At 32.4% G+C, this 22,327-nt stretch carries 25 protein-coding genes; 6 read left to right on the top strand and 19 right to left on the bottom strand.

The genetic code is table 11. The features are described 5' to 3' along the window. Positions 1-268 precede the first annotated feature (268 nt). The 3 genes from OZP10_RS15435 to OZP10_RS15445 all read left to right on the top strand — a co-directional run bounded on the left by OZP10_RS15435 (position 269) and on the right by OZP10_RS15445 (position 5,190). On the top strand, positions 269-1,555 hold the full coding sequence (locus OZP10_RS15435) for an anthranilate synthase component I family protein (RefSeq protein WP_281631676.1): 1,287 nt from the start codon (positions 269-271) through the stop codon (positions 1,553-1,555). A gap of 243 nt (positions 1,556-1,798) precedes the next feature. Then, complete coding sequence (gene tilS / locus OZP10_RS15440) at positions 1,799-3,109, top strand: tRNA lysidine(34) synthetase TilS (protein WP_281631677.1); 1,311 nt, start codon at positions 1,799-1,801, stop codon at positions 3,107-3,109. Beyond that, positions 3,109-5,190, top strand: a complete 2,082-nt coding sequence (locus tag OZP10_RS15445) for a protein-disulfide reductase DsbD family protein (protein ID WP_281631678.1) — start codon at positions 3,109-3,111, stop codon at positions 5,188-5,190. Before tilS ends, OZP10_RS15445 begins: the two co-directional genes overlap by 1 nt. A gap of 173 nt (positions 5,191-5,363) precedes the next feature. Here the strand turns inward: OZP10_RS15445 and OZP10_RS15450 are convergent, their stop codons facing one another. Next, the gene (locus OZP10_RS15450) at positions 5,364-6,680 is read right to left on the bottom strand and encodes an ammonium transporter (protein ID WP_281631679.1); all 1,317 of its coding nucleotides are present in this window, start codon (positions 6,678-6,680) and stop codon (positions 5,364-5,366) included. Positions 6,681-6,996: 316 nt separating this feature from the next. Here OZP10_RS15450 and OZP10_RS15455 point away from each other — a divergent pair, with 316 nt between their 5' ends. Together OZP10_RS15455 and OZP10_RS15460 are read left to right on the top strand one after the other, a co-directional pair. Next, on the top strand, positions 6,997-7,971 hold the full coding sequence (locus tag OZP10_RS15455) for a Gfo/Idh/MocA family protein (protein ID WP_281631680.1): 975 nt from the start codon (positions 6,997-6,999) through the stop codon (positions 7,969-7,971). 79 nt (positions 7,972-8,050) lie between these two features. Further along, positions 8,051-9,586 carry a YifB family Mg chelatase-like AAA ATPase gene (locus tag OZP10_RS15460; RefSeq protein WP_281631681.1) on the top strand — a complete coding sequence of 512 codons (1,536 nt, stop codon included), beginning with the start codon at positions 8,051-8,053 and terminating at the stop codon, positions 9,584-9,586. Between the two features lie 42 nt (positions 9,587-9,628). On the opposite strand, the gene OZP10_RS15465 is transcribed toward OZP10_RS15460, so the two are convergent. The 14 genes from OZP10_RS15465 to OZP10_RS15530 form a co-directional block, all read right to left on the bottom strand. Beyond that, a complete protein-coding gene (locus OZP10_RS15465; protein WP_281631682.1) occupies positions 9,629-10,147 on the bottom strand; it encodes a hypothetical protein in 519 nt (172 codons plus the stop codon). A gap of 45 nt (positions 10,148-10,192) precedes the next feature. Then, entirely contained in the window at positions 10,193-11,062 is an 870-nt protein-coding gene (locus OZP10_RS15470; protein WP_281631683.1) for an alpha/beta hydrolase, read from the bottom strand. Beyond that, entirely contained in the window at positions 11,062-11,448 is a 387-nt protein-coding gene (locus OZP10_RS15475) for a hypothetical protein (protein ID WP_281631684.1), read from the bottom strand. Before OZP10_RS15475 ends, OZP10_RS15470 begins: the two co-directional genes overlap by 1 nt. Positions 11,449-11,549: 101 nt before the next feature. Further along, positions 11,550-12,050, bottom strand: coding sequence for an SRPBCC family protein (locus tag OZP10_RS15480; RefSeq protein ID WP_281631685.1), 501 nt, complete (start codon positions 12,048-12,050; stop codon positions 11,550-11,552). Between the two features lie 48 nt (positions 12,051-12,098). Then, positions 12,099-12,596 (bottom strand): SRPBCC family protein, encoded by a 498-nt coding sequence (locus OZP10_RS15485; protein WP_281631686.1) that lies wholly within the window; start codon positions 12,594-12,596, stop codon positions 12,099-12,101. Continuing rightward, positions 12,586-12,912, bottom strand: coding sequence for an ArsR/SmtB family transcription factor (locus tag OZP10_RS15490; protein WP_281631687.1), 327 nt, complete (start codon positions 12,910-12,912; stop codon positions 12,586-12,588). The genes OZP10_RS15485 and OZP10_RS15490 overlap by 11 nt, the downstream gene beginning before the upstream one ends. 153 nt (positions 12,913-13,065) lie before the next feature. Further along, entirely contained in the window at positions 13,066-14,253 is a 1,188-nt protein-coding gene (locus OZP10_RS15495; RefSeq protein ID WP_281631688.1) for a hypothetical protein, read from the bottom strand. Between the two features lie 244 nt (positions 14,254-14,497). Then, entirely contained in the window at positions 14,498-14,863 is a 366-nt protein-coding gene (locus OZP10_RS15500) for a hypothetical protein (protein WP_281631689.1), read from the bottom strand. A gap of 59 nt (positions 14,864-14,922) precedes the next feature. After that, entirely contained in the window at positions 14,923-15,396 is a 474-nt protein-coding gene (locus tag OZP10_RS15505; protein ID WP_281631690.1) for a DUF1572 family protein, read from the bottom strand. Positions 15,397-15,430: 34 nt separating this feature from the next. Beyond that, positions 15,431-15,988: a hypothetical protein gene (locus OZP10_RS15510; RefSeq protein ID WP_281631691.1), complete on the bottom strand. Its 558-nt coding sequence runs from the start codon at positions 15,986-15,988 to the stop codon at positions 15,431-15,433. Between the two features lie 589 nt (positions 15,989-16,577). Further along, positions 16,578-16,937, bottom strand: coding sequence for a hypothetical protein (locus OZP10_RS15515; RefSeq protein ID WP_281631692.1), 360 nt, complete (start codon positions 16,935-16,937; stop codon positions 16,578-16,580). A 36-nt stretch (positions 16,938-16,973) separates the two neighbouring features. After that, on the bottom strand, positions 16,974-17,339 hold the full coding sequence (locus OZP10_RS15520; protein ID WP_281631693.1) for a hypothetical protein: 366 nt from the start codon (positions 17,337-17,339) through the stop codon (positions 16,974-16,976). Between the two features lie 81 nt (positions 17,340-17,420). Continuing rightward, positions 17,421-17,957 (bottom strand): hypothetical protein, encoded by a 537-nt coding sequence (locus tag OZP10_RS15525; protein ID WP_281631694.1) that lies wholly within the window; start codon positions 17,955-17,957, stop codon positions 17,421-17,423. A 52-nt stretch (positions 17,958-18,009) separates the two neighbouring features. Beyond that, positions 18,010-18,462, bottom strand: coding sequence for a hypothetical protein (locus OZP10_RS15530; RefSeq protein WP_281631695.1), 453 nt, complete (start codon positions 18,460-18,462; stop codon positions 18,010-18,012). A 220-nt stretch (positions 18,463-18,682) separates the two neighbouring features. On the opposite strand from OZP10_RS15530, the gene OZP10_RS15535 reads away from it, so the two are divergent. Then, the gene (locus tag OZP10_RS15535) at positions 18,683-18,838 is read left to right on the top strand and encodes a hypothetical protein (protein ID WP_281631696.1); all 156 of its coding nucleotides are present in this window, start codon (positions 18,683-18,685) and stop codon (positions 18,836-18,838) included. A 73-nt stretch (positions 18,839-18,911) separates the two neighbouring features. Here OZP10_RS15535 and OZP10_RS15540 read toward each other — a convergent pair whose 3' ends face one another. From OZP10_RS15540 to lysA, 4 genes are all read right to left on the bottom strand, one after another. After that, complete coding sequence (locus tag OZP10_RS15540; RefSeq protein ID WP_281631697.1) at positions 18,912-19,214, bottom strand: hypothetical protein; 303 nt, start codon at positions 19,212-19,214, stop codon at positions 18,912-18,914. Between the two features lie 163 nt (positions 19,215-19,377). Continuing rightward, on the bottom strand, positions 19,378-19,767 hold the full coding sequence (locus tag OZP10_RS15545; protein ID WP_281631698.1) for a helix-turn-helix transcriptional regulator: 390 nt from the start codon (positions 19,765-19,767) through the stop codon (positions 19,378-19,380). 449 nt (positions 19,768-20,216) lie between these two features. Continuing rightward, positions 20,217-20,621, bottom strand: coding sequence for a GIY-YIG nuclease family protein (locus OZP10_RS15550; RefSeq protein ID WP_349293762.1), 405 nt, complete (start codon positions 20,619-20,621; stop codon positions 20,217-20,219). A 174-nt stretch (positions 20,622-20,795) separates the two neighbouring features. Next, positions 20,796-22,019, bottom strand: a complete 1,224-nt coding sequence (lysA, locus tag OZP10_RS15555; protein WP_281631699.1) for a diaminopimelate decarboxylase — start codon at positions 22,017-22,019, stop codon at positions 20,796-20,798. Positions 22,020-22,327 lie beyond the last annotated feature (308 nt).

The raw sequence follows: 22,327 nt of genomic DNA on the forward strand, positions 1-22,327 counted from the left end.
TATAATTAAGTTATTGGAAAAGATGCAATCTAAGGCTCAAACGAGAATCTCAAATTATTTTTTTTGAGGTTCTTTTTTAAGAATTTTACAATCAAATTAATGCTCTTTTAGGATTAATCTAAATGTATATCAAATATAACGAATTTTTTCTTATAAAAAGTATCTGTTTTTAACAGTTTTGTAATGCAATTCAAAACGTTGGATTATTTTTTTGTTTTCTGCTAATGAAAGAATTTTGTCGTAATTTTGACCTTTAAAATTACCATTTTTGAGAGTTTCAATCCGTAAAAATATTGCCAATCCGAAACTGTTTAAAGAACAGCTTTTAAGTTGGGCGCAGCAATTTCGCGAAGTCGTTTTTTTAGACAGTAATTCTTATCCGCAGCAGTATTCTAGCTTTGACTGCATATTGGCAGTAGATGCTTTTACCTCTTTAAAAACAGATTATTTTAATGCTTTTGAAGATTTAAAACAATATCAGCAAAACACAAAAGACTGGCTTTTTGGATATCTTTCTTATGATTTGAAGAATGATATTGAAAACCTTCAATCGAATAATTTTGATGGTTTGGACTTTCCCGATTTGTTTTTCTTTCAGCCTAAGAAGGTTTTTATTCTAAAGGGAAATGAACTTGAAATTCAATATTTAATGCTTTGTGATGATGAGGTTGAAGAAGATTTTAATGACATAGTCGAAAATCAAACTGAAACATTTGTCACACTGAGCGGAGTCGAAGTGAAGCAACGTATTTCGAAAGAATTATATGTTGAAAAAGTAAATAAAATGCTTCATCATATTCATATTGGGGATATGTACGAAGCAAATTTCTGTATGGAATTTTATGCCGAGAATGCTGTTATAAATCCGTTAGAAAAGTTTCAGAAATTGAATGAGATTTCACAAGCCCCTTTTTCGGTTTTCTTTAAAAATTACAAGCAATATTTGCTTTCTGCTTCACCAGAACGTTATCTGAAAAAAGTGGGAGATAAGATTATTTCGCAACCAATTAAAGGAACTTCTAAGCGTTTTGCAGATCCGATTGAGGATGAAAAATCAAAAAATATTTTAGCTTCTGATGCTAAAGAACGAGCAGAAAACATTATGATAACCGATTTAGTACGAAATGATTTGTCACATACGTCACAAAAAGGCTCGGTTGAGGTTGAAGAACTCTGTGGTATTTATTCGTTTTTGCAAGTGCATCAGATGATTTCTACAATCACTTCAAAATTAGATTCAAAATTTTCGGTTGTAGATGTTTTGAAAACAACTTTTCCAATGGGGAGCATGACAGGAGCTCCAAAGATTTCAGTAATGGAAATTGTCGAAAGAATAGAAGAAACCAAAAGAGGATTATACAGCGGTGCGGTTGGTTATTTTACTCCTGAAGGGGATTTTGATTTTAATGTCGTAATCAGAAGTATTTTATACAATCAGGAAAATAAATATGTTTCTTTCTCGGTTGGAAGTGCCATAACATCGCTTTCAGTTCCAGAAAAAGAATATGAAGAATGTTTGCTAAAGGCAAAGGCAATGCACGAAGTTTTGCAGTAATTTTTGTTTGCCACCAATTACACTAATTTCCACTAATTTTTTATTCAATTCGCTTAAAAAATAGCCACAGATTAAAGGATTAAAATGATTAAAAAAAATCTGTGTAAATCTTTTTATCCCGATAGCTATCGGGAGAGGCAAAAAAAATAATTCCAGCAAATTTGTGTAATTGGTGGCAGAAAAAAAACAACGCTTAACATTTCGTTTAAAAATAGATCGAATTTAATTTTTTACTTTTATCAGATGTTTTTAAAATTTCAAAATCATATCGTTTCAAGATTTTCCTTTTTAGCCGAAAAAAAGCTTTTTCTGGCTGTAAGCGGTGGATTAGACAGTATGGTTTTGCTGCATTTAATGAATCAACTGCCGTATGAAATTGCAGTTTTGCATTGCAATTTTCAGCTTCGCGGATTAGAAAGTTTCGGGGATCAGGAATTTATTCAGAAGTATTGTGATCAAAATAATATTCCAATTTTCACCACTCATTTTGATACAGAAGCTTTTGCTAAAGATTATAAATTATCTACGCAAGTTGCAGCAAGAGAACTTCGATACAGCTGGTTTTATGAATTATTAGAAGAAGAAAACTTCGATTATATTCTAACTGCGCATCACGCTGATGACAATTTGGAAACTTTCATAATCAATTTAACTCGCGGAACGGGATTAGAAGGATTAACAGGAATTCCAGAACAAAACGATAAAATAATCCGTCCGTTGCTTCCTTTTTCGAGAGAAGAAATCTTGAAATATGCAGAGGAAAACAATATCGAATGGCGAGAAGACAGCAGTAATGCATCGACTAAATATTTACGAAATAAAATTCGCCATAATTTAGTTCCTGTTTTAAAAGAAATCAATCCGAATTTTTTGGATGCTTTTCAGAAAACACAATCCTTTCTTCAAGAATCAAAAGAAATGGTCGAAGATGCATCGATCATTGTTTATCAGCAAGTAGCAAAAGAAGTTGGTGATGATATTCATTTCGATTTAGATCAGCTAAAAAAACTTCCTAATTATAAATCATATTTGTATCAATGGCTGAAAGAATTTGGTTTTTCGGCATGGAATGATATTTATGATTTGGTTGAAAGCCAATCTGGGAAACAGGTATTTTCAGAAGAGTTTAGGTTGTTGAAAAATAGAGAAATATTGATTTTGAGTCCGCTTTCTGAAACATCAGAAAAAGACGAATATGAAATTAGTGAAAACGATACAGAAGTTAATTTTCCCTTAAAAATGAGTCTTTGTAACGTAGGTCACACAACATTCGGTTCAAATAAAGTTATATTTGTCGATTCCGATAAAATCCACTACCCTTTGATATTACGTAAATGGAAAGAGGGAGATGTTTTTCAGCCTTTTGGGATGCGAGGAAAGTCAAAAAAAGTTAGCAAACTTTTTAAAGATGAAAAGCTATCCTTGATCGAAAAGGAAAAAACATGGATTTTATGTTCTGACAATCAAATTGTCTGGGTAGTCGGAATGAGACAGGACGAACGTTTTAAAATAGAAAAAGCCACAAATAAAATACTTAAAATAGAATTACAATAATGAACTTTACTCAAGCCCATCAGTCGATAACTTCGAAAAGTATCTGGAATAAAATCAACGTTTTTTTACTCTTTTTCTTTTTTGCATTAGCAAGTAACGCTCAAATATTAGAACCAGTAAAATGGACTTCTAAAATGGAGAAAAAAGGAGATAAAGTTATTTTGATTTTTGATGGAACGATCGAAAAAGACTGGCACATGTATTCTCAGTTTACGCCAGATGGCGGGCCACTTGCATTGGAAATTTCGTTTAAAAACCAAAAAGGAAATTACGAGTTAGTTGGAAAAGCCAAAGAAGGCAAAACAAGAACAGCTTTTAACGATGTTTTTGGTGTAGACGAAACTTTTTTTGAAGGCAAAGCACATATCGAACAAGAGATAAAAATCATAAACCCAAATTTAAAAACGGTAGATGTAGAGTTTGATTTTCAGGTTTGTAAAGAGGTTTGTATTAATTCAAATAAAAAATTCTCGATTGCAGTTCCTTCAACTTTTAAAATGGATGAAGGTCCAGTTGTAGCAGAGGCAAAATTAGATGAAACAAAAGTTGTTGGTTTGGCGGTTGATACCGTTAAAAAAGAAGAAGCTGTACAGCCAAAAGTAGAGAAAACGGCTGAAACTGCAAAAGAAGAAATTCCTGCATCAGCGCCTTCAAGAAGTTTGTGGTCAATATTTTTTATTGCCTTTTTATCAGGTTTTGCGGCATTGTTAACGCCTTGCGTTTTTCCAATGATTCCGATGACAGTAAGTTTCTTTACTAAGCAAAGTAAAAGCCGTGCAAAAGGAATTAGAAATGCGATTATTTACGGATTTTCGATCATTGCAATTTATGTGATTTTAGGTCTTATTGTAACTAAAATATTCGGTGCAGATGCTCTAAATGCCTTGTCAACAGATGTTTGGTTTAATCTGATTTTCTTTGTGATTTTGGTCATTTTTGCAACTTCATTTTTGGGAGCTTTCGAAATTATGCTTCCAAATTCATGGGCTAATAAAGCCGATCAGCAGGCAGATAAAGGCGGTTTAATCGGAATATTGTTTATGGCTTTGGCTTTGGCAATTGTATCATTTTCTTGTACAGGACCAATTGTTGGAACTTTATTGGTTGAAGCGGCTTCAAATGGAGGAATTGCCCCAATTGTTGGAATGTTAGGATTCTCTTTAGCATTAGCGCTTCCGTTTATGTTATTTGCAATGTTCCCAGGGTGGTTAAATTCTTTGCCAAAATCTGGAGGATGGCTAAATACTGTAAAAGTGGTTTTAGGATTTTTAGAACTAGCTTTAGCATTCAAATTCTTATCAAATGCTGATTTGGTTTTACAATTGCATTTCTTAGAAAGAGAAGTATTTATCGCAATCTGGATTGCTATTTTCGGAGCAATGACGTTGTATTTGTTCGGAAAAATTACTTTGCCTCACGATAGTCCGACAAATCATATTTCTGTTGGAAGATTGTATTTAGGATTATTGACATTTGTGTTTACGATGTATTTAATTCCTGGACTTTGGGGAGCGCCTTTAAAATTAATTAGTGCATTCCCGCCGCCTCCGCAATACAGCGAAAGTCCGTTTGGAGTAGGAGGTTCAGGAAACGGAACAGTTTCTTCTGAATCAATTAAAGGACTTCCAGAAGGAGCTGAATTAGGTCCGCACGGAATTATGGTTTTCCACGATTACGAAGATGGTTTAGCTTACGCAAAAGAAATCAAAAAGCCCATTATGCTTGATTTTACAGGTTATGCTTGTGTAAATTGCAGAAAAATGGAGAACAATGTTTGGTCAGATCCATCTGTTTTACCAATTCTTAAAAATGATGTAGTTTTAATTTCTCTTTACGTTGATGATAAACGTGAATTGCCAAAAGAGAAACAATTTACAACAGCATCAGGAGACAAAATCATTACGGTTGGAGATAAATGGACAGATTTTATGATTTCTAAATATAAAACCAATACACAGCCTTTGTATGTGATTACAGATTTAGAAGGAAATAATTTGAATAGCACAAAGCCAACAATTAGTTATGTGAGTACAGAAGAATATCTGCAGTGGCTGAAAGAAGGGATTTCGAATTTTAAGTAATTAAGAGAAAAGATAATAGAAGCAAGATAATAGAAGCGAGAGGATGATTCAGAAATCTAAAATCTACATTCTAAAATCTAAAATATAAAGGGGATTTAATTCAAAGCAAAAAGCACTCTAAGTCAAATTTAGAGTGCTTTTTTATTTATCAAGCGAAAGTGAAAATTAATTTATTACAAGAATTCTCCGTGTTGAGAGATGTCTAATCCAAGTTCTTCTTTTTCTTCTGTAACTCTTAGAGGAGTAATTTTATTTACGATAAAGAATAATGCATAAGAACCTATAAAAGCAAAGATTGAAACCGCAACTAAAGCAGTCAATTGGTTGATGAATAAAGTTGAAGTTCCGAAGATTAAACCTTGATTATCTCCAACAGCTGGGTTGATTGCTTTTGATGCAAAAACACCAGTTAAAAGCATACCTACCATACCGCCAACACCGTGACAAGCAAATACATCAAGCGCATCATCGATTTTTCCTTTAGGAAATTTGCTCACTACAATGTTACTTACAATTGCAGAGAATAAACCAATAAAGATTGCGTGAGGAATACTTACGAAACCAGCAGCAGGAGTAATAGCAACAAGACCTACAACAGCTCCAATACAAGCTCCAAGTGCAGATAATTTGTGTCCTAAGATTTTATCAAGGAAAACCCAAGCCATTGCAGCAGCGGCAGCGGCAACAGTAGTTGTCCCTAAAGCTTGAGCAGCAAGACCATTTGCTCCTAAAGCAGATCCAGCGTTGAAACCAAACCATCCGAACCAAAGTAAACCAGTTCCTAATAAAACGTAAGTAATTCTAGCAGGATTTACTTTTTGAACTTTTCTTTTTCCTAAGAAGATTGCTCCAGCCAAAGCAGCCCATCCAGCGCTCATGTGAACTACAGTTCCTCCAGCGAAGTCAAGAACTCCCATTTTGAAGAAATACCCATCAGGATGCCATGTCATGTGAGCAAGCGGAGCGTATATTAATAGTATGAATAAAACCATGAATAACAAATAAGCCCAGAAACGAATACGTTCTGCAAAAGCACCTGTAATTAATGCAGGAGTAATGATGGCGAATTTTGCCTGAAACAATGCGAATAAAATAAATGGAATTGTTGGTGCAAGGCTCCATGCGGTATTGGTTCCAACTCCTGCAAAGAATAAATTCTCAGATGGATTTCCGATAATTCCTCCTATTGTTGGTCCAAAAGCCAATCCAAAAGCTACAACAGTCCATAGTATTGTAACAATTACCATTGCCATAAAACTTTGAAGCATAGTACTAATTACGTTCTTCTTACCGACCATACCTCCATAGAAAAATCCTAATCCAGGTGTCATTAACAATACAAAAGCTGTTGCAACGATCATCCAGGCAGTATCTCCTGTATCAAACTTTACTGCTTCTGCAGGAATTGGGTTGTCTGCAATGATAAAGTTTGAAATAAAGCTTAGTACCAAAATCGTGATAAGAATCACACTTAAAATAATTTTTCGCATAGTTATTTAGTTTTAAAATTTTTTATAAAAGTATAAAATGATTTAATACCCCCTAAAAAAATAGGGTTTGATGTTTAATTTTTGTTAAATTTAAAATTTAACCCCTATGATTTTGCGTGAATTTCTTAAAACAAACTTAAAATTTACAATTCAGCAACATTTTTTTTTCACTTACCACCATTTTTAATAATTTTTAGGGTAATTGATTGCTATTTTTTGTAGGATAATAGATATTTGTTGTTTAAAAAATGCCTCATGCAGGTTGTAAAGGATATTTTTTAATCTTTTTAACAATTTTGATGATTATAATATAAGAATGGAAAATAGAAGTATTAAGTGGGGAATAATAGGGCTCGGAAATATTGCAAGTCAGTTTGCATCAGATTTGTTATTGATTGAAAATGCTGAGTTAACGGCAGTTGCTTCAAGAGATTTTACTAAAGCTGAGGAATTTGGTGGAAAATTTAATGCTTTAAGAATGTACAATTCTTATGATTTGCTTTTTGAAGATTCAGAAGTTGAGATTGTTTACATTGCAACTCCTCATAATTCGCACGTTGAACTATCTATAAAAGCATTAGAAAATGGCAAGAATGTTCTTTGCGAAAAACCAATGTCTCTGTCTTATAAAGATGCTCAGAGAATAATAGAAGCTTCTAAAAAACATAATAGATTTTTTATGGAAGCATTCTGGACTAGATTTATTCCTTCTGTTCAAGATGTTTTACAAAAAATTAATAACGGAATAATAGGAGACATAAATTATATAAAAGCCGATTTTGCCTTTCACGGAAGTGAAACAGAAAACAAAAGACTTTTTGATAAAGAATTAGGAGGAGGAGCACTATTTGATATTGGTGTTTATCCTTTATTTCTGTCTTATCTACTATTAGGAAAACCAAATGAGATTGCGGCAAAAGCAATCAAACATAAAAACGATATTGATCTGCAGACTTCTATGATTTTGCAATACGAAACGGCACAATCTGTTTTGCACGCTTCTATAGTTTCTGAGTCTGATATGAAAGCCATTATTTCGGGGATAAAAGGACGAATAGAATTAAATGCTCCGTGGTATGTTGCTGATGGTTATTCTTTATTTATAAATGAAGAAAAAGAAGCCACTTTTACTTTACCAACTTTAGGAAAAGGATATTCACATGAAATTATCGAATGTCAAAATTGTATTCTAAACAACGAGATTGAAAGTAAACTTTGGTCGCATCAGAATTGTTTGGATTTGAGTAGAATTGTGGAGTTGATTAAAAATCAAATTCAGTTGCCTTTTTAGAATTAAATTATTTGTAATAAAATATTTACAATTAATTATTTTTTCGTTAGTTTTAAAAACAATTAATGAATAGATAATTATGCTAGTAAAAGTTTACGGAAGTGCCGTATTTGGAGTTGAGGCCACAACAATTACAGTTGAGGTTCATATGGACAAAGGGATTGGTTATCATTTAGTTGGACTTCCAGATAATGCTATAAAAGAAAGCAGTTTTAGAATTGCCGCTGCTTTGAAGAATAACGGATTTAGCTTTCCGGGAAAGAAAATTACAGTAAACATGGCGCCTGCCGATCTTCGAAAAGAAGGATCTTCATATGATTTGACATTGGCAATGGGAATTTTAGTCGGTTCAGATCAGATAAAAGCGCCAGAAATTGAACGCTATATTATTATGGGAGAACTTTCTTTAGACGGAAGTTTACAACCCATTCGTGGAGCGTTGCCAATTGCTATAAAAGCAAAAGAAGAAGGTTATAAAGGATTTTTTCTCCCGATTCAAAACGTAAAAGAAGCGGCTATTGTAACAGGTTTAGATGTGTATGGAGTCGAAAATCTAAAAGAAATCATTGATTTTTTTGCTGGTAAAGGCACGCTTGAACCCACAGTTATCGATACAAGAGCGGAATTTTATAAAACGCTCGATTTCCCTGAACATGATTTTTCAGATGTTCGCGGACAAGAAAGTATTAAACGCTGTATGGAAATTGCGGCAGCGGGCGGACATAATATTATTTTGATTGGCCCGCCGGGAGCAGGAAAAACAATGCTGGCCAAACGTGTTCCGAGTATTTTACCACCCATGACTTTGCGGGAAGCTTTAGAAACTACCAAAATTCATAGCGTTGCAGGGAAATTAAAGGAAGTCGGATTAATGAATCAGAGGCCTTTTAGGAGTCCGCATCATACGATTTCTAATGTCGCTTTGGTAGGAGGAGGGAGTTATCCGCAGCCAGGAGAAATTTCGATGGCGCATAATGGTGTTTTATTTTTGGATGAATTGCCAGAATTCAAAAGAGATGTTTTAGAAGTCATGCGTCAGCCTTTAGAAGATCGTGAAGTAACAATTTCGCGTGCCAAATTTACCATAACCTATCCGTCGTCTTTTATGCTAGTGGCGAGTATGAACCCAAGTCCGAGCGGTTTTTTTAATGATCCAAGTATGCCAAATACTTCTTCGCCACACGAAATGCAGCGTTATATGAGTAAAATTTCTGGACCTTTATTAGATAGAATTGATATTCATATAGAAGTTACTCCAGTTCCGTTTGATAAATTATCAGACGAACGAAAAGCAGAAAGCAGTGTAGAAATTCGCAAACGAGTAACGGCAGCACGAGAAATTCAGACCAAACGATTTGAAATGGTTGAGAATGTTCATTATAATGCACAAATGAGCAGTAAACTAATTCGGGAGTTTTGCGTTTTAGACGAACCTTCAAAAGAATTGCTAAAAACAGCGATGGAAAGATTAAATCTATCTGCGAGAGCTTACGATCGAATTTTGAAAGTTTCGAGAACCATTGCAGATTTGGATGATGCTCCAAATATTGTTTCTTCACATATTGCCGAAGCGATTCAATATAGAAGTTTGGATAGAGAAGGCTGGTTGGGATAAGTTTAGTTAAGTCCTGATTATAATTAATAATCAGGACTCTTTTTAGTTTTCAATCATTTTTGCTTGTAGAATTTCTTCTAAATCTTTCTTACTTTTTTTGCTTTCAGTTTTGAAGCCTGCAGAAACCATTGCAGCTCCAATTATTAACATTACAAAAGGAATTAATACTGCAGGTTCCGTTTCAGAATCGATACCATTAATAATTAAATTAATAGATACTCCTATACAAGCAATAGAAACGATGCCTAACCAAAGAATCATGAAGACTTTTGCAAATTCTGGAATAGTCATTTTAATCTTTATTTTAGATCCGCTTATGGCATTGTGAACTTCTCCTTTGATTGTTGGTAGAAATGAATTTCTATAATTGATAGCTCTTTTGATTTCAAATCTTTCATTAAATATTCTTCCAATATATGGTTTAGAATAGTTGTGTCTATTCATCCCAAAACCAAAAGATTTTTCAGGTTCAATTTCATTTTGGAGATGTAAAAAAAGATCTTCTTTTGATAATGAAGAGTGATACCATAATTCTTCGAAAGGAAGTAATTTTTTAAACATATTAAATGATTGTAGATCAGGTTAAAATTAAATAAATATATATATCTATTCTTTAGTTTGAGGATAAAAGAATTTAAACGAATTAGAAACAGCTATATGTAGAATTGACCCGTGGTTTTCTTCTGGGAAATAATCGAAGTACGTTTTTACATTTTTACTTTTAGATCCTTTTAGTTTTTCTGCCAGTAAATTAGCGTCGACTTCCATAACATGCGGAATCGCTGTTGGAGCTAATCCTTCTTTGCCAACAGCAATATAAATTTCGGTTGGCTGTTTAAAATTTTCTTTCAGCATTTCAGAATCCAAATCTAGCAATGAGCCGTTGTTCCACCATAAGCTCGGACTTGCAATAACGTATTTATTAAAAAGAGTTGGTTTTTTAAGCAGGATTTCAGTTCCTAATAATCCACCAAGAGATTGACCAATAATAGTTTTAGAATCGTTTGTCTTGTATTTTTTCTCAATAAAAGGCTGTAATTCCTTTTCGATAAAAGCAATAAATTGATCAGAATGCCCAGTTGTAGGAAATCGAGTTTTATCATTTTCAACAGTAGTAGGAAAAGTAAAATCGCGTCTTCTGTCCACAGTTGCAATTCCGACAACAATTGATTTTGGAACCTGATTGATCCATTCAAAACTATTAAACTGCACTAATCCAGAAATATGAATAAAATCTTCATCTGCTGAACCGTCTAATAAATAAATTACAGGGTATTTTGTCGCTTCGGCAGGATTATAACCTTCAGGAAGATAAATGTTCAGAATTCTTTTTTCATTTAATTCTTTAGATTGAATTTCATCAATAACGCCTAATACAAAAGGTTTTGAAGTTTCTAGGGTTTTAGCTTTGTTCTTTTGAGAGAATATAAAATTCGAAGAAAAGAGTAGAAAAGCTAGGGCAATAAATTTGGTCATTAATTTTTAAAATTTTGTGGTAAAGATTCTTGTTTTACTTCTTGTTCAGGCTTGTAATAACTGCTTCTATTTGTGGTAACAATTAAAACGCCAGCTTCACCGTAATTACCATAGATGCTGATTCCAGCTTGTTTTTCAAGAGCAATAATTTTTTTGATTTCAATTTTAGAAAGCACAAGTCTTTCTTTTTCTAAATCTTCAAAGCGATGCGGAATTCCATCAACTACGACAATCGGATGATCTGTAATTTTTCCAGCTTTGGCAAGATTTGTAATAGAATCTGAAAGGTAGAGTTTGTCCTGCCCTTCGTCAGAAAGCTCGTATCTGTTTTGAGAAAAAATGGTAACTGAAATGAACAAAAACAGGAAAGTAAAGAATTTCATCATTTTTTTAGTTTTTTAGATCATAAAATTAATTTTCGAATCGAAAATACAAAAAAATCCTGCAAAAATGCAGGATTTAACAAATGGTATTAAGTATTTAAAATTTATTTTTTTTCTGCAAAAATAGCATCCAAACCTTCCATTGCAATAGTAAAACCTTCTTTGAAACCCATTTGGATAATCATTTCCAAGTCAGAAAGTTTTTCATGTTTAATTACAATATCAACAAAAGTAGCATTGTCTTTTTCGGAGAAAGTCACATCCCAGTCAGAACGTGGAAACTCTTTGTTTAAGTTTCCTTCGCTGTCGCTAAAAGCATCTAGCCATTTTACATTTGTCTTCGGGTTTATCGAAGTGTAATCAGCAATTGCCCAATGTTTTTCACCCTCTGGTCCAACCATGGCGTACAATCTTCTTCCACCTTCTTTAAATTCCATGCTTTTCGTTTCAGATTTCCACGGAGCCGGAGCCCACCATAAATCCAATATAGAAGCTTCTGTCCATGCAGACCAAACTTGAGATAAAGAGGCGTTAAATTCCCGTTTTACATTTACAGTTTTATTTTCTTTATCTACAGTAAAATTCATTAAAAGATTTGATTTCATTTTCTTTAGATTTTAAATTCGTTAATAGTTAATTAAGATCAGCAGATTTTATTTTTCGGCTAAGATTTTGTCCAAGCCTTGCATTGCAGAAGTAAATCCTTCTCTAAAGCCCATTTCAATTATTTTTTGCAGTTCTTCAAAACTGTCACGTCTAATTGTGATATCAACAATTGTCGAATTGCCTTGTTCAGAAAAAGTGATATCCCAATATGAGCTTCCAAATTCAGAATTCGGATTTCCTTCTGCATCAGAAAAAGTAGCAGAGTGTTTAAAGTTTGTTTTAGGAGAAATCGAAGAATACACAAAATAACTCCAGCTTTCTTTACCATCAGGCCCAACCATGGCATACAATCTTTTTCCACCTTCTTTAAACTCCATGTTTTTGGTTTTAGATTTAAACGGAGCTGGTGCCCACCACAAATCTAGAATTTCGGCTTCTGTCCAAGCAGACCAAACGTTTGACAATGGCGCATCAAATTCGCGTTTTACATTCACCGTTTTATTTTCCTTGTCTACAGAAAAATTCATTAATAAATCAGTCTTCATTTTCTTTAGATTTTAAGTTAAGTAATACTTGATCCAATTGACTAAAACGCTGTTCCCAAATTGCTTTAAATTGCTCTAGCCATTCATCAACTTCTTTCATTTTTTCAATTTTGAGCTGATAATAAATTTCTCTGCCCAATTTCTTTTCTTCCAATAAATCACATTCATTCAGTATTTTAATGTGTTTAGAAACCGCTTGTCTTGTAGTTTGAAACTGCTCTGCAATAGCATTTGGGGTTAATGCAGTTGAAGAAATCAAAACTAATATTGCTCTTCTCGTCGGATCTGCAATAGCTTGAAAAATATCTCTTTTCATTTTTTTGAATATTTATTCGCAACTAATCAGTTGCAAATATATGCAACTTTTTGGTTGCGCAATTCAAAAAGACATTTTTTTTAATGAAAAAGTTTAAAGCAAAAAAAAGGCACATCAAAAATGCGCCTTTTTCTTTATAATCATGTTATATAATTACCGTCTAAATTTATTTTTTACAATGATGTCTTTCAGCTTGGCTTTCAGATCTTCACCTGTATCATAAACCATCTGTTCGTTGTTTGGAAACGCAACAGCTCGTTTGTCAAAATACCCAAGATAGTTATCATCGCAAGCGCCTCTGTTTCCTTTGTAAGTGGAATAAATATTTTCGAAAACATACTCGCTGCTTATCGGGAAAGTCTGCACCAGCTGATTGCTTTTTAAATCGATATAATCGACTTTTGCCGTTACCAGACAAGACTTAAATTGTCTGAATTCATAAACTGTTGCGCGAAGTGTTTTATAATTATCCACTTTAATTTCTTTTCCTAAACTATCTTTTACAGGTCTTCCACGACTGTCCAAAAGTGTTTTTACACCATCTTTAACTTGTCTTTCCTTAACAAATTCTTTCTCTTTGATTTGTTCTGGCGAAATTGCAATTTGCCTGAAACTCAAAATCAGACTATAATCGTACGTTACATTTTTTTGTCTTACGCTATGGTAAACCGTCCATTTGTCGTTTAAACCGTAGGTTTTAAAATCTAGTAAATCCTCTTGAAGCATTTTCGGAATCACCATTTCGGTTTCGTTTTTGGTATAAACATCCACAAAATCAGTTCCTTTAAACTGAGCGTCGTCCATCAGTTTTTTGGTGTTTTTGTAGCCAGGATTAATGCTTTCCAAATACGCAAAATCGTCGTATGCTTTTCTGAAATCCAATTTGTTGTTTGATTTTAAAAGTGTCGAAGCATTTTCATATAAATACTTCGAAAGCGCATTTTTACTGTTTACAATCTCATTCGAATAATTATCAAACGGAAAATTTGCATTTCTTCCCAGCTTCAATAAAGGCAGAGGCAAAATTGGTCTAATTTTTTCTTGACGATTATTCAGCTGTACATAAGTATTGTAGATACGTTCAGCGTTTGCAGGATTATTTTCTTTATTCAGCATTTCCAAATTACGCAAATCGCGATCTTTGGCTTTTGCAAAAGCTTCTTCAAGCAGATAAACATAATCTTGTTTTCCTTTAGAATCTTTTTTGGTACGAAGTGCTTCAACCGCACGATCAATTGCGCCGTCGTAATTTCCATCGCTAAGCATTGATTGTGTTGTTTTTACCCCACAAGAAGAAAGGGCTAAAAACAATATAGAAACTAGAAAAGTAATTTTTTGCATAGTGTGTTTTTTGAAGTTGCAAATATATTTTATTTAACTTTCAACAACTATGCCTTTTTCTAATTTATTTAAGGAGCAGAAAAAGCTATTTTCATAAGAACTTTTAGTCCCGCTGTCCGCTAAATTCCCGATTTATAAAAACTACGGCTGAAATAGCCTTGTTTTTCTAAATCGGGAGATACCGCTTCCATCGGGGCTAGATTAGAACTTTTGTTTTTCAGAAGAAATGTAAAATAAAACTAATTTATTCTGAGACCTTTTTATATTCAAAAGTACCCACTTCAGGATTTGTTATGACCCTTTTTTGACTGTCAAAAGAGTTTATAGTAAACACAACTGGAAGTATAACAGAAATAATTGTCAATTGAGAATTGTTTTTAGATAGTTTCCATTTTGCTTTGTGTGATTCTTCTCCAATAACACTTTCAAAATCGCCATTTTCTTTAAAAACCTGAAAAACCTGATCTGTTTTAAAACGTTTTTCAATGCTTTTTTCTTTTCCGTTTTTGGTCCATTTTACCAATTGCCATTTCCCGATTAGTTCTTTAGAAGTTTGAGCGGAAACAGATAAACCGATTAAAAAGACGAAAGCTGCAATTAATTTCTTCATTTTTAAAATTTTAAAGTTGAATTCTAATTTAATGACTTTTAATGATTTGAAAAGGAAATTTATGTTAAGTTGTTAAGCTGTTTTTTAATCAAAACAATCTGCCCTAAATGATAATAGCTATGTTCAATCATGGCTTCAATGTTTCTTTTGTAAGTTCCGTATTTGGCATCTACAAAAACTTCATCGAGGTTTTCGTCGGACAATTTTTCGACGAAAGAAGCAAACTCTTCGGCGTCATTCCAAAATTGATGTAGAAAACTATTCCATTGTTCTTGCGAATGAATTGGCGGAAAATCAAAACTAAATTTGTCTTTTATATCCAAAGTTCCACCCTTAAAAACCTGATTTATTCCTTTTATATAATAATGAATATGCTGAGCCAGAACTGCAATTGTATTTAAGTTCTTTATTGGACTAACTGCAATTTTCCAATCCAGATTTTCTAGCTGATTTTTAAAATTGGTGTTTGCAATCCAAGTTCCATTTAAAATGACTTCTCTAAAACGATTGGCAATTTCGGTTGTACTTTTCATATTCAAATAGTTTAGAAGTTAAATTACGATTAATTTATTCCTGCTGAATCCATTCGTATTTTCCATTTTTAAGATAAATAACCCCGCCACCGCAACTTTCTTCGGCGTGAATAAAGATTCCGTCGTTTGGAAGTTTTATTTTGTCTTCTTCTGCAACTTGTTCTTCGCCAATGATTTCTCCGTCTTCATTTACATTTTCAAAATAAACCTCATTTTTGGGTGCTTTTTCAAATATTCCAGCCCAATCAATTTCGTCAAAACCTTGTCCTAAAATATCATTTCCAAAGCCTAAATAATCAGTTCTTTTTCCGTTTCCAAAAGTTATTTTTAGACCGCTTTTATCATTTTTTGTGCTTCTAAAGATTTCTACAGTTTCATCTAAATTATCTCCGTCAAGATCACATAAGATTTTGTTGGTTTTATGTTTTGTAGATAACACAATTGTATCTGCTTTTTCTGTTTTTGGCTCTTCTTTTTTAACGGCTTTGAGAGAATCTTTTGCGGTGATTTGAGCAGTTTTGACTTCTGTTTTTGTTTCTTTTTTACAAGAAATGGTAAGTACAGATAAAAGGAGTAGAGTTCTAATTTTCATATTAGGCTTAGATAAATTTTAAAATGCTAATATAAAAAATTACTTACGAAAATATTAGGTTTTCTATTGTATTTAAAGAGTTTTTTAAACTTGTTTTTCAATTTAAGTATTGAAAATGAATGAATTATTTGTTTTTGAAATAACTCTCAAATTTTTGAAGGTTGAAATTTTTCCCTTAAAAGTGCTCCTAAGAGAGGCAATATTCCAATTATAATAATTTCGATTAAATAGAATCCAGTTCTTTCTATAAAAGAAGGGTATTTTAAAAAGTTAGGAAATATTGTAAAAAGGGGCCATTCAAAAGGAAATAAATATAATTGCATACCAGTCCAGACATAACTTGATTCTATGTTCTTATTTGGAAGCTGATTTGGACTAATAATAAGAGAAGCAATAAAAAAGATTATGCCAATTAAGCCAAGAATACAGTATTTTATTTTTTTATTGTCCTTTATTATAGTAATAAATCCTGAGTAGATATATATCATCAAGGTCATAAAGAAGAATAAAAAAACCAAAAAAGGATTAGTCACCGCTAGCATTGTAAATATAAAAATGCAAACTAGAACATGAGCTAGAATTAGATTTTTCATTTTTTCCAAATCTTTACCTGATATACAATTTCCCAAAAGATAATTGAGAAAACAACATTAGCAAAAATGGCAGTTTGGACATTCTCAGTGAATGTTTTAAACAAAAGCATTTCTCCTGCTTTTATAGCTAAAAATACACTTAAAAATGCAATTAGGAACGAACAAATAATATTTAATAATAAGCTCCATTTCAAAACAAAACAAGCATAAATAATATTTAAGAATATATATCCAAAACTTACAGTAATAAAAAAATCAATATTTAATCTATCGGAAAGTTCAAATAAAAAGGGAGCAGCAAAAAAATACACTATAAGCATTATCAAATAGATGAAGATTCTAGCTTTTAATTTCATTTTTGCTTTTTCTTTTTTTAGTAAAATTTCAAAAAATTATTTAGATTTTCTAATCTTCACCTGATATACAATTTCCCAAAAGATAATTGAGAAAACAGCATTGGCAAAAATGGCAGTTTTAACCTGATACGGATCGTAATTTACGAGCAGATGCAAATTGGTAAACTGTAAGGCCAAAAACATAGCCAAAGCCGCGATTCCAACAGCGCAAAGTACATTAAGCAGAGGTTTCCATTTTAGCGCTGTGAAAGCATAAATAAGATTCAGAATACCAAAGCCAATTCCTAAAGTTACAAAACCATCACCTTTAAATTTCTCATTTAATTCAAGAAAAAAATGCGTAGAAGTAAGGTATAAAAAGAAAAGAATAGAATAAATTAGGATTCGTACTTGTGGTTTCATTTTGTATTATTTAATATGATAATTTTTTAGATACGAAGATACTATTTAATGTCTTAAAATGTCGTTAAGATAATTTTAGACCTATTTCCAAAAATTCTTTACTGTGTTAAAATGCTCTTCATTATCTTCTGCGTCAGTGTATACATATAAATTATCCCAATAAATAACACCTCCAATTTTAACGAAAATTTTATAATATCCTGTAGTAAGGGTTTTTATATCAAGTTTAGGATTACTTGTAGACAATTCGTTTAAAGAAAGTTTAGAACTTGATATAATAGATTGTTCGCTATACAAGCTGCTGTTTAAAATAGTGCTGAAATCAACACTTTGATAATTTTTTTCGGGAGTTGCAGGAACTAACCATATTGCTGTAATGTTTTCTTGAGCAGAAATGTAAAGATTGTTGTTGTTACGTGCAGGATTAGGGAAAATTAAAAATTTGTTTTTTACAAAAGTATTTGGGTTACCTAGTTTTAATCCCATATCGTCTGTAGTTTGTCTAAAATCAACTCCTGTTACAAGATTTATAGAAGTCTTATCGGTTTCAGTAGTTTTATCGTCATTGCTGCAGCTTATCGCTAAAAGAGATATAAAAATAAAAAGTAATTTTTTCATGTTTAATTTATTTCGAATGTTTAAAAAATGCAAAATAGCTCTGATTAAGGTTTTATGGCAAAAGCGTTTCTATTTTGGTTTCCGATTTTTCTTTTAGCGGACTATCTGCCTTCAAACTCCAAATGATAAGAAATTTTCCTTTTACAACATATTCTTCCGGATGTTCATCTGTTGGTTCGCCAGCTTTTCCCCACAATAAACCTTGCAGGAAACGATCGCCTTTAAAAACGTGGTCAAACTCAAAATACATAATAGAACCACGATCTGCTTTACTTTTAAAACTCTGAATCGCTTTATTTTTCAAAGTTCCAACCATATTGGCGTAGGTTTCAATATCGTTATAAAAAGTGCAGGCTTGTGGCGTAATGCAAATATTACCGTCGCTTACCATATAACCGCCTTTTGGAATTTCTTTTGGTTTTAGTTTTAAATCGGCTAGGGTTTGGCTGAATGAATTGCTTGCTAATAATAGTAATAGTGTTGATAGTAGAATTGTAGGTTTCATTTGATTTTTGGGGCTTGATTGATTTCTATAATGTTATAATTTGTTATCTAAATATATTAAAATAATAATGCATGTGGAGAAAAGAAAAATTTGAAATGCAACATTACTAATTCTATATAGCATTCTGCTTCTTTCGGTTTCTTGTAACCATTCAGCTGTATATTCTTTATCTTTTTTGTTGAAAACCAGATTATTGAAATATTGAAAAACAAAAGAAAGAATGAAAAAAGATATAAAAACAAATGGAAAATCAACTTTTAAATTAGGTAGAAAAATTTTCTTAAGAATTACAAAAATTAAAATGATAAGTATTGATTCATGTATTGAAATCAAAGTGGTGGCTTGCCAGCTGTTTATTGACCTTGTGTTGATATAAAAGAATCTTCGGTATATTTTTTTTACGTCCAAGAGTTTTTTTTTATTTGCCAAGTTTTATTTTAAAATTCGAACTAACTTCTAAAAACATTAATCGTTTTTGATAAAATTAAATACAATTGAAAGGCAGTTATAGAGACCGTAATAAGTGTGAGATAAGCAGAAGAATTAATAAGTTTATTGTTTTCTATCTGTAATTGTTTTGCAATATTTACTCTTCTGTTATTTAAGGTTTTTAAGAAATGCATTAATACGATTGACCAGCTAAACATTAAAAGTATAAAAAAGGCAAAAGCATTTGACATTCCTTCGATGTTTAGTAAAGTATAAATTTTGGTAAAAACTATTGCAATTACAAAATAGACTAATGCGTACAAAAGTATTTTTTTTAACCCATTTTCAGGTTTTAGAAAATAAAAAATGGAGCAATTTACTAAGACAATAAAAAGGGCAAGAAGAAGATATGACATTTTGTTTCTGGGCTTAAAAAAAGCACAAAGTAAATCTCTGTGCTTTTGTAAAATTTATATTTCTAAGGAATTATTTCCCTTTTAGTAATTTTTCTAAATACTCCACTTTGTCTTTTTCAGCTTGAACCAAACGTTCGTAAAGTTCTACAACTTTATCAAGTGGATTGAAATTACAAGAATTATTTGTTATAAAACTTCCAGTAACAGATTCATTAAAAGTATTGAAATAATTAAATACGTTTTCTTCTGAAAAGCTTTCGATTGCCTCAATAGAAACTCCAAGTGCTTTTGCAATTTCTATAAGTTTTTCTTGTTCAATCGTTTCGCTCGCTTCCCAATTAGAGACAGATTGCTGGCTTACGCCAATTGCAATTGCAAGCGCTTCCTGTTTCATACCTTTAAGCTCTCTAATTCGGCTTATGTTTCTGCCGATATGTTTTGGTTTTGATGTCGTGCTCATAATTTCAAAGGTATTTAAAATTTTTCAATTTTTTTTAAAGAATAAATATATGATTTTTCTGAGGTAATTTATTGTTTTAAGTTCCGATTATCCACAATATTTGTCATTTCGACGTAAGGAGAAATCTTCACAAGTAGCTCCACAAAGAAAGTCAAAACACACAAAGTAATCACAATATTTGTCATTTCGACGTAAGGAGAAATCTTCGCAAGTAGCTCCACAAAGAAAATCAAATTACTCAAAAAGTAACCGCAATATTTGTCATTTCGACGTAAGGAGACTCGAGCGATAGCGAACAGGCGAAGCAAATCTTCGCAAGTAGCTCCGCAAAGAAAATTAAATTACTCAAAAAGTAACCACAATATTTGTCATTTCGGCGTAAGGAGACTCGAGCGATAGTGAACAGGCGAAGCAAATCTTAGTAAGTAGCTCCGCAAAGATTGGAAACATTATTCAAATAAATAATTTAGAAAATCCAAATCAGGATTAATGGTTTTTATTAATTCGATTTTCTTTTCTCTGCGCCAGTCTTTTACTTCTTTTTCGCGAGCAATTGCTTCTTGAATCCAAGTGAATTTTTCGTAGTACAACAAATAAGTTGCATTGTATTTTGCGGTAAAAGTTTTGTTTCCAGTTGTGTTATTTTCTTTATGCTGGCTTAAACGGATTTTTAAATTATTTGTGACTCCTGTGTAGAAAACGGTTTTGTATTTGTTTGTAAGAATGTATATGTAGTTATGTGTGATAGCCTTCTTGTTGATGCATTTTTTTTCGGCTAAAGATAAATAATTATTTAAGATTTTTCTTTCTTTTGTAATGGATTTTATATGCTTGGTGGAGTTTCTTGCGAAGATTTCTCCTTACGTCGAAATGACAAATATTGTGGTTACTTTGCGTGGGCTTCGACTTCGCTCAGCCTGACAAGACGTTGCAAAATAATCTAAAATCTAAACTCAAAAATCTGAAATAAAAAAATCCCGCCTCAATTAAGAAACGGGATTAAAGTGATATTCTCTTTTTTTCTATTGTTAAACCGTAGCAGCAACTTCTTCTGGCAACGGAATTTGATTTTTAAGTAAATCTTCAAATGTTTCAGCTTGACGAATCAAGATTCCTTTTCCGTTCATCCAAAGAACTTCGGCTGGTTTGTATCTTGAGTTGTAGTTTGAAGACATTGAGAAACAATATGCTCCAGCGTTTCTGAAAGATAAAATGTCGCCCTCAGTAATTTCCTGAATTCTGCGGTTGTTGGCGAAAGTATCAGTCTCACAAATATATCCTACAACAGAGTAAAAACGCTCTTTTCCTTTTGGGTTTGAGATGTTTTCGATATGATGTGAAGATCCGTACAACATTGGACGAATTAAGTGGTTGAAACCACTATCAACTCCAGCAAAAACTGTTGACGTTGTTTGTTTTACTACGTTTACTTTTACTAAGAAATGACCAGCTTCGCTCACCAAGAATTTTCCTGGTTCGAAAATCAACGTTAAATCTCTGCCATATTCTGCACAGAAAGCGTTGAATCTTTTAGATAATTTTTTACCTAATTCTTCGATGTCTGTTTCGATATCGTCTTTTTTGTAAGGAACTTTGAATCCGCTTCCGAAATCTAAGAATTGTAAATCTTTGAAATGTTTAGCCGTGTCAAATAAGATTTCAGCAGCGTACAAGAATACTTCGATATCTAAAATATCAGATCCTGTGTGCATGTGAATTCCGACAATGCTCATTTTTGTATTTTCAACAATTCGCAAAATATGCGGAATTTGGTGTACAGAAATTCCGAATTTACTATCGATATGTCCAACAGAAATATTAGCATTTCCGCCCGCCATTACGTGTGGATTAATACGTATACATACCGGAATATGTGGATGTTTTGTTCCGAATTGCTCTAAAATAGATAAATTGTCGATATTGATTTGTACACCCATTGCGGCAACTTCTTCGATTTCTTCTAGAGAAACGCCGTTTGGTGTAAAGAAAATTCTTTCGGGTTCATAGCCAGCATGAAGTCCTAGTAAAACTTCCTGAATTGATACAGTGTCTAAACCAGACCCCATGTTCTTTAATAACTGTAGAATCGCAACGTTTGACAATGCCTTCATGGCGTAATTAACTCTTAAGTTTTCTACCTTAGAGAAAGCTTTAGTTAATCTGTTGTACTGAGATTGGATTTTTTCAGCATCGTAAACATACAATGGACTTCCAAATTGGTCTGCTAACTGCAGTAAATCTTTTGCTTGCATTTTTAAATCATTTTGGGCAAAGTTATTACACTTTTATCTATCAGCAAATAATTTGTAGAAAAATAACAAATTATAACAAATTGTTTTATTTTAAACAAAAAGTTGCTGTTTTTGGAATTTTGTAACCTTTTTCTAAGATGCTAAGGTTCTAAGTTGCTAGGGTACTAAGTTTTTTTTAGCCACGAATTCACGAATTTGACTAATTCTAAAATGCTTTTGAAATTGTTTTGTCATGAATTTCACGAATTAAGAGGAATTTAAAAAATAGAAATTAGAGAAATTTAAAGGAAAGAATAGTTTTAAACATC

Origin of the sequence: Flavobacterium luteolum (assembly GCF_027111275.1) — a bacterium.
Classification (GTDB): Bacteria; Bacteroidota; Bacteroidia; order Flavobacteriales; family Flavobacteriaceae; genus Flavobacterium; species Flavobacterium luteolum.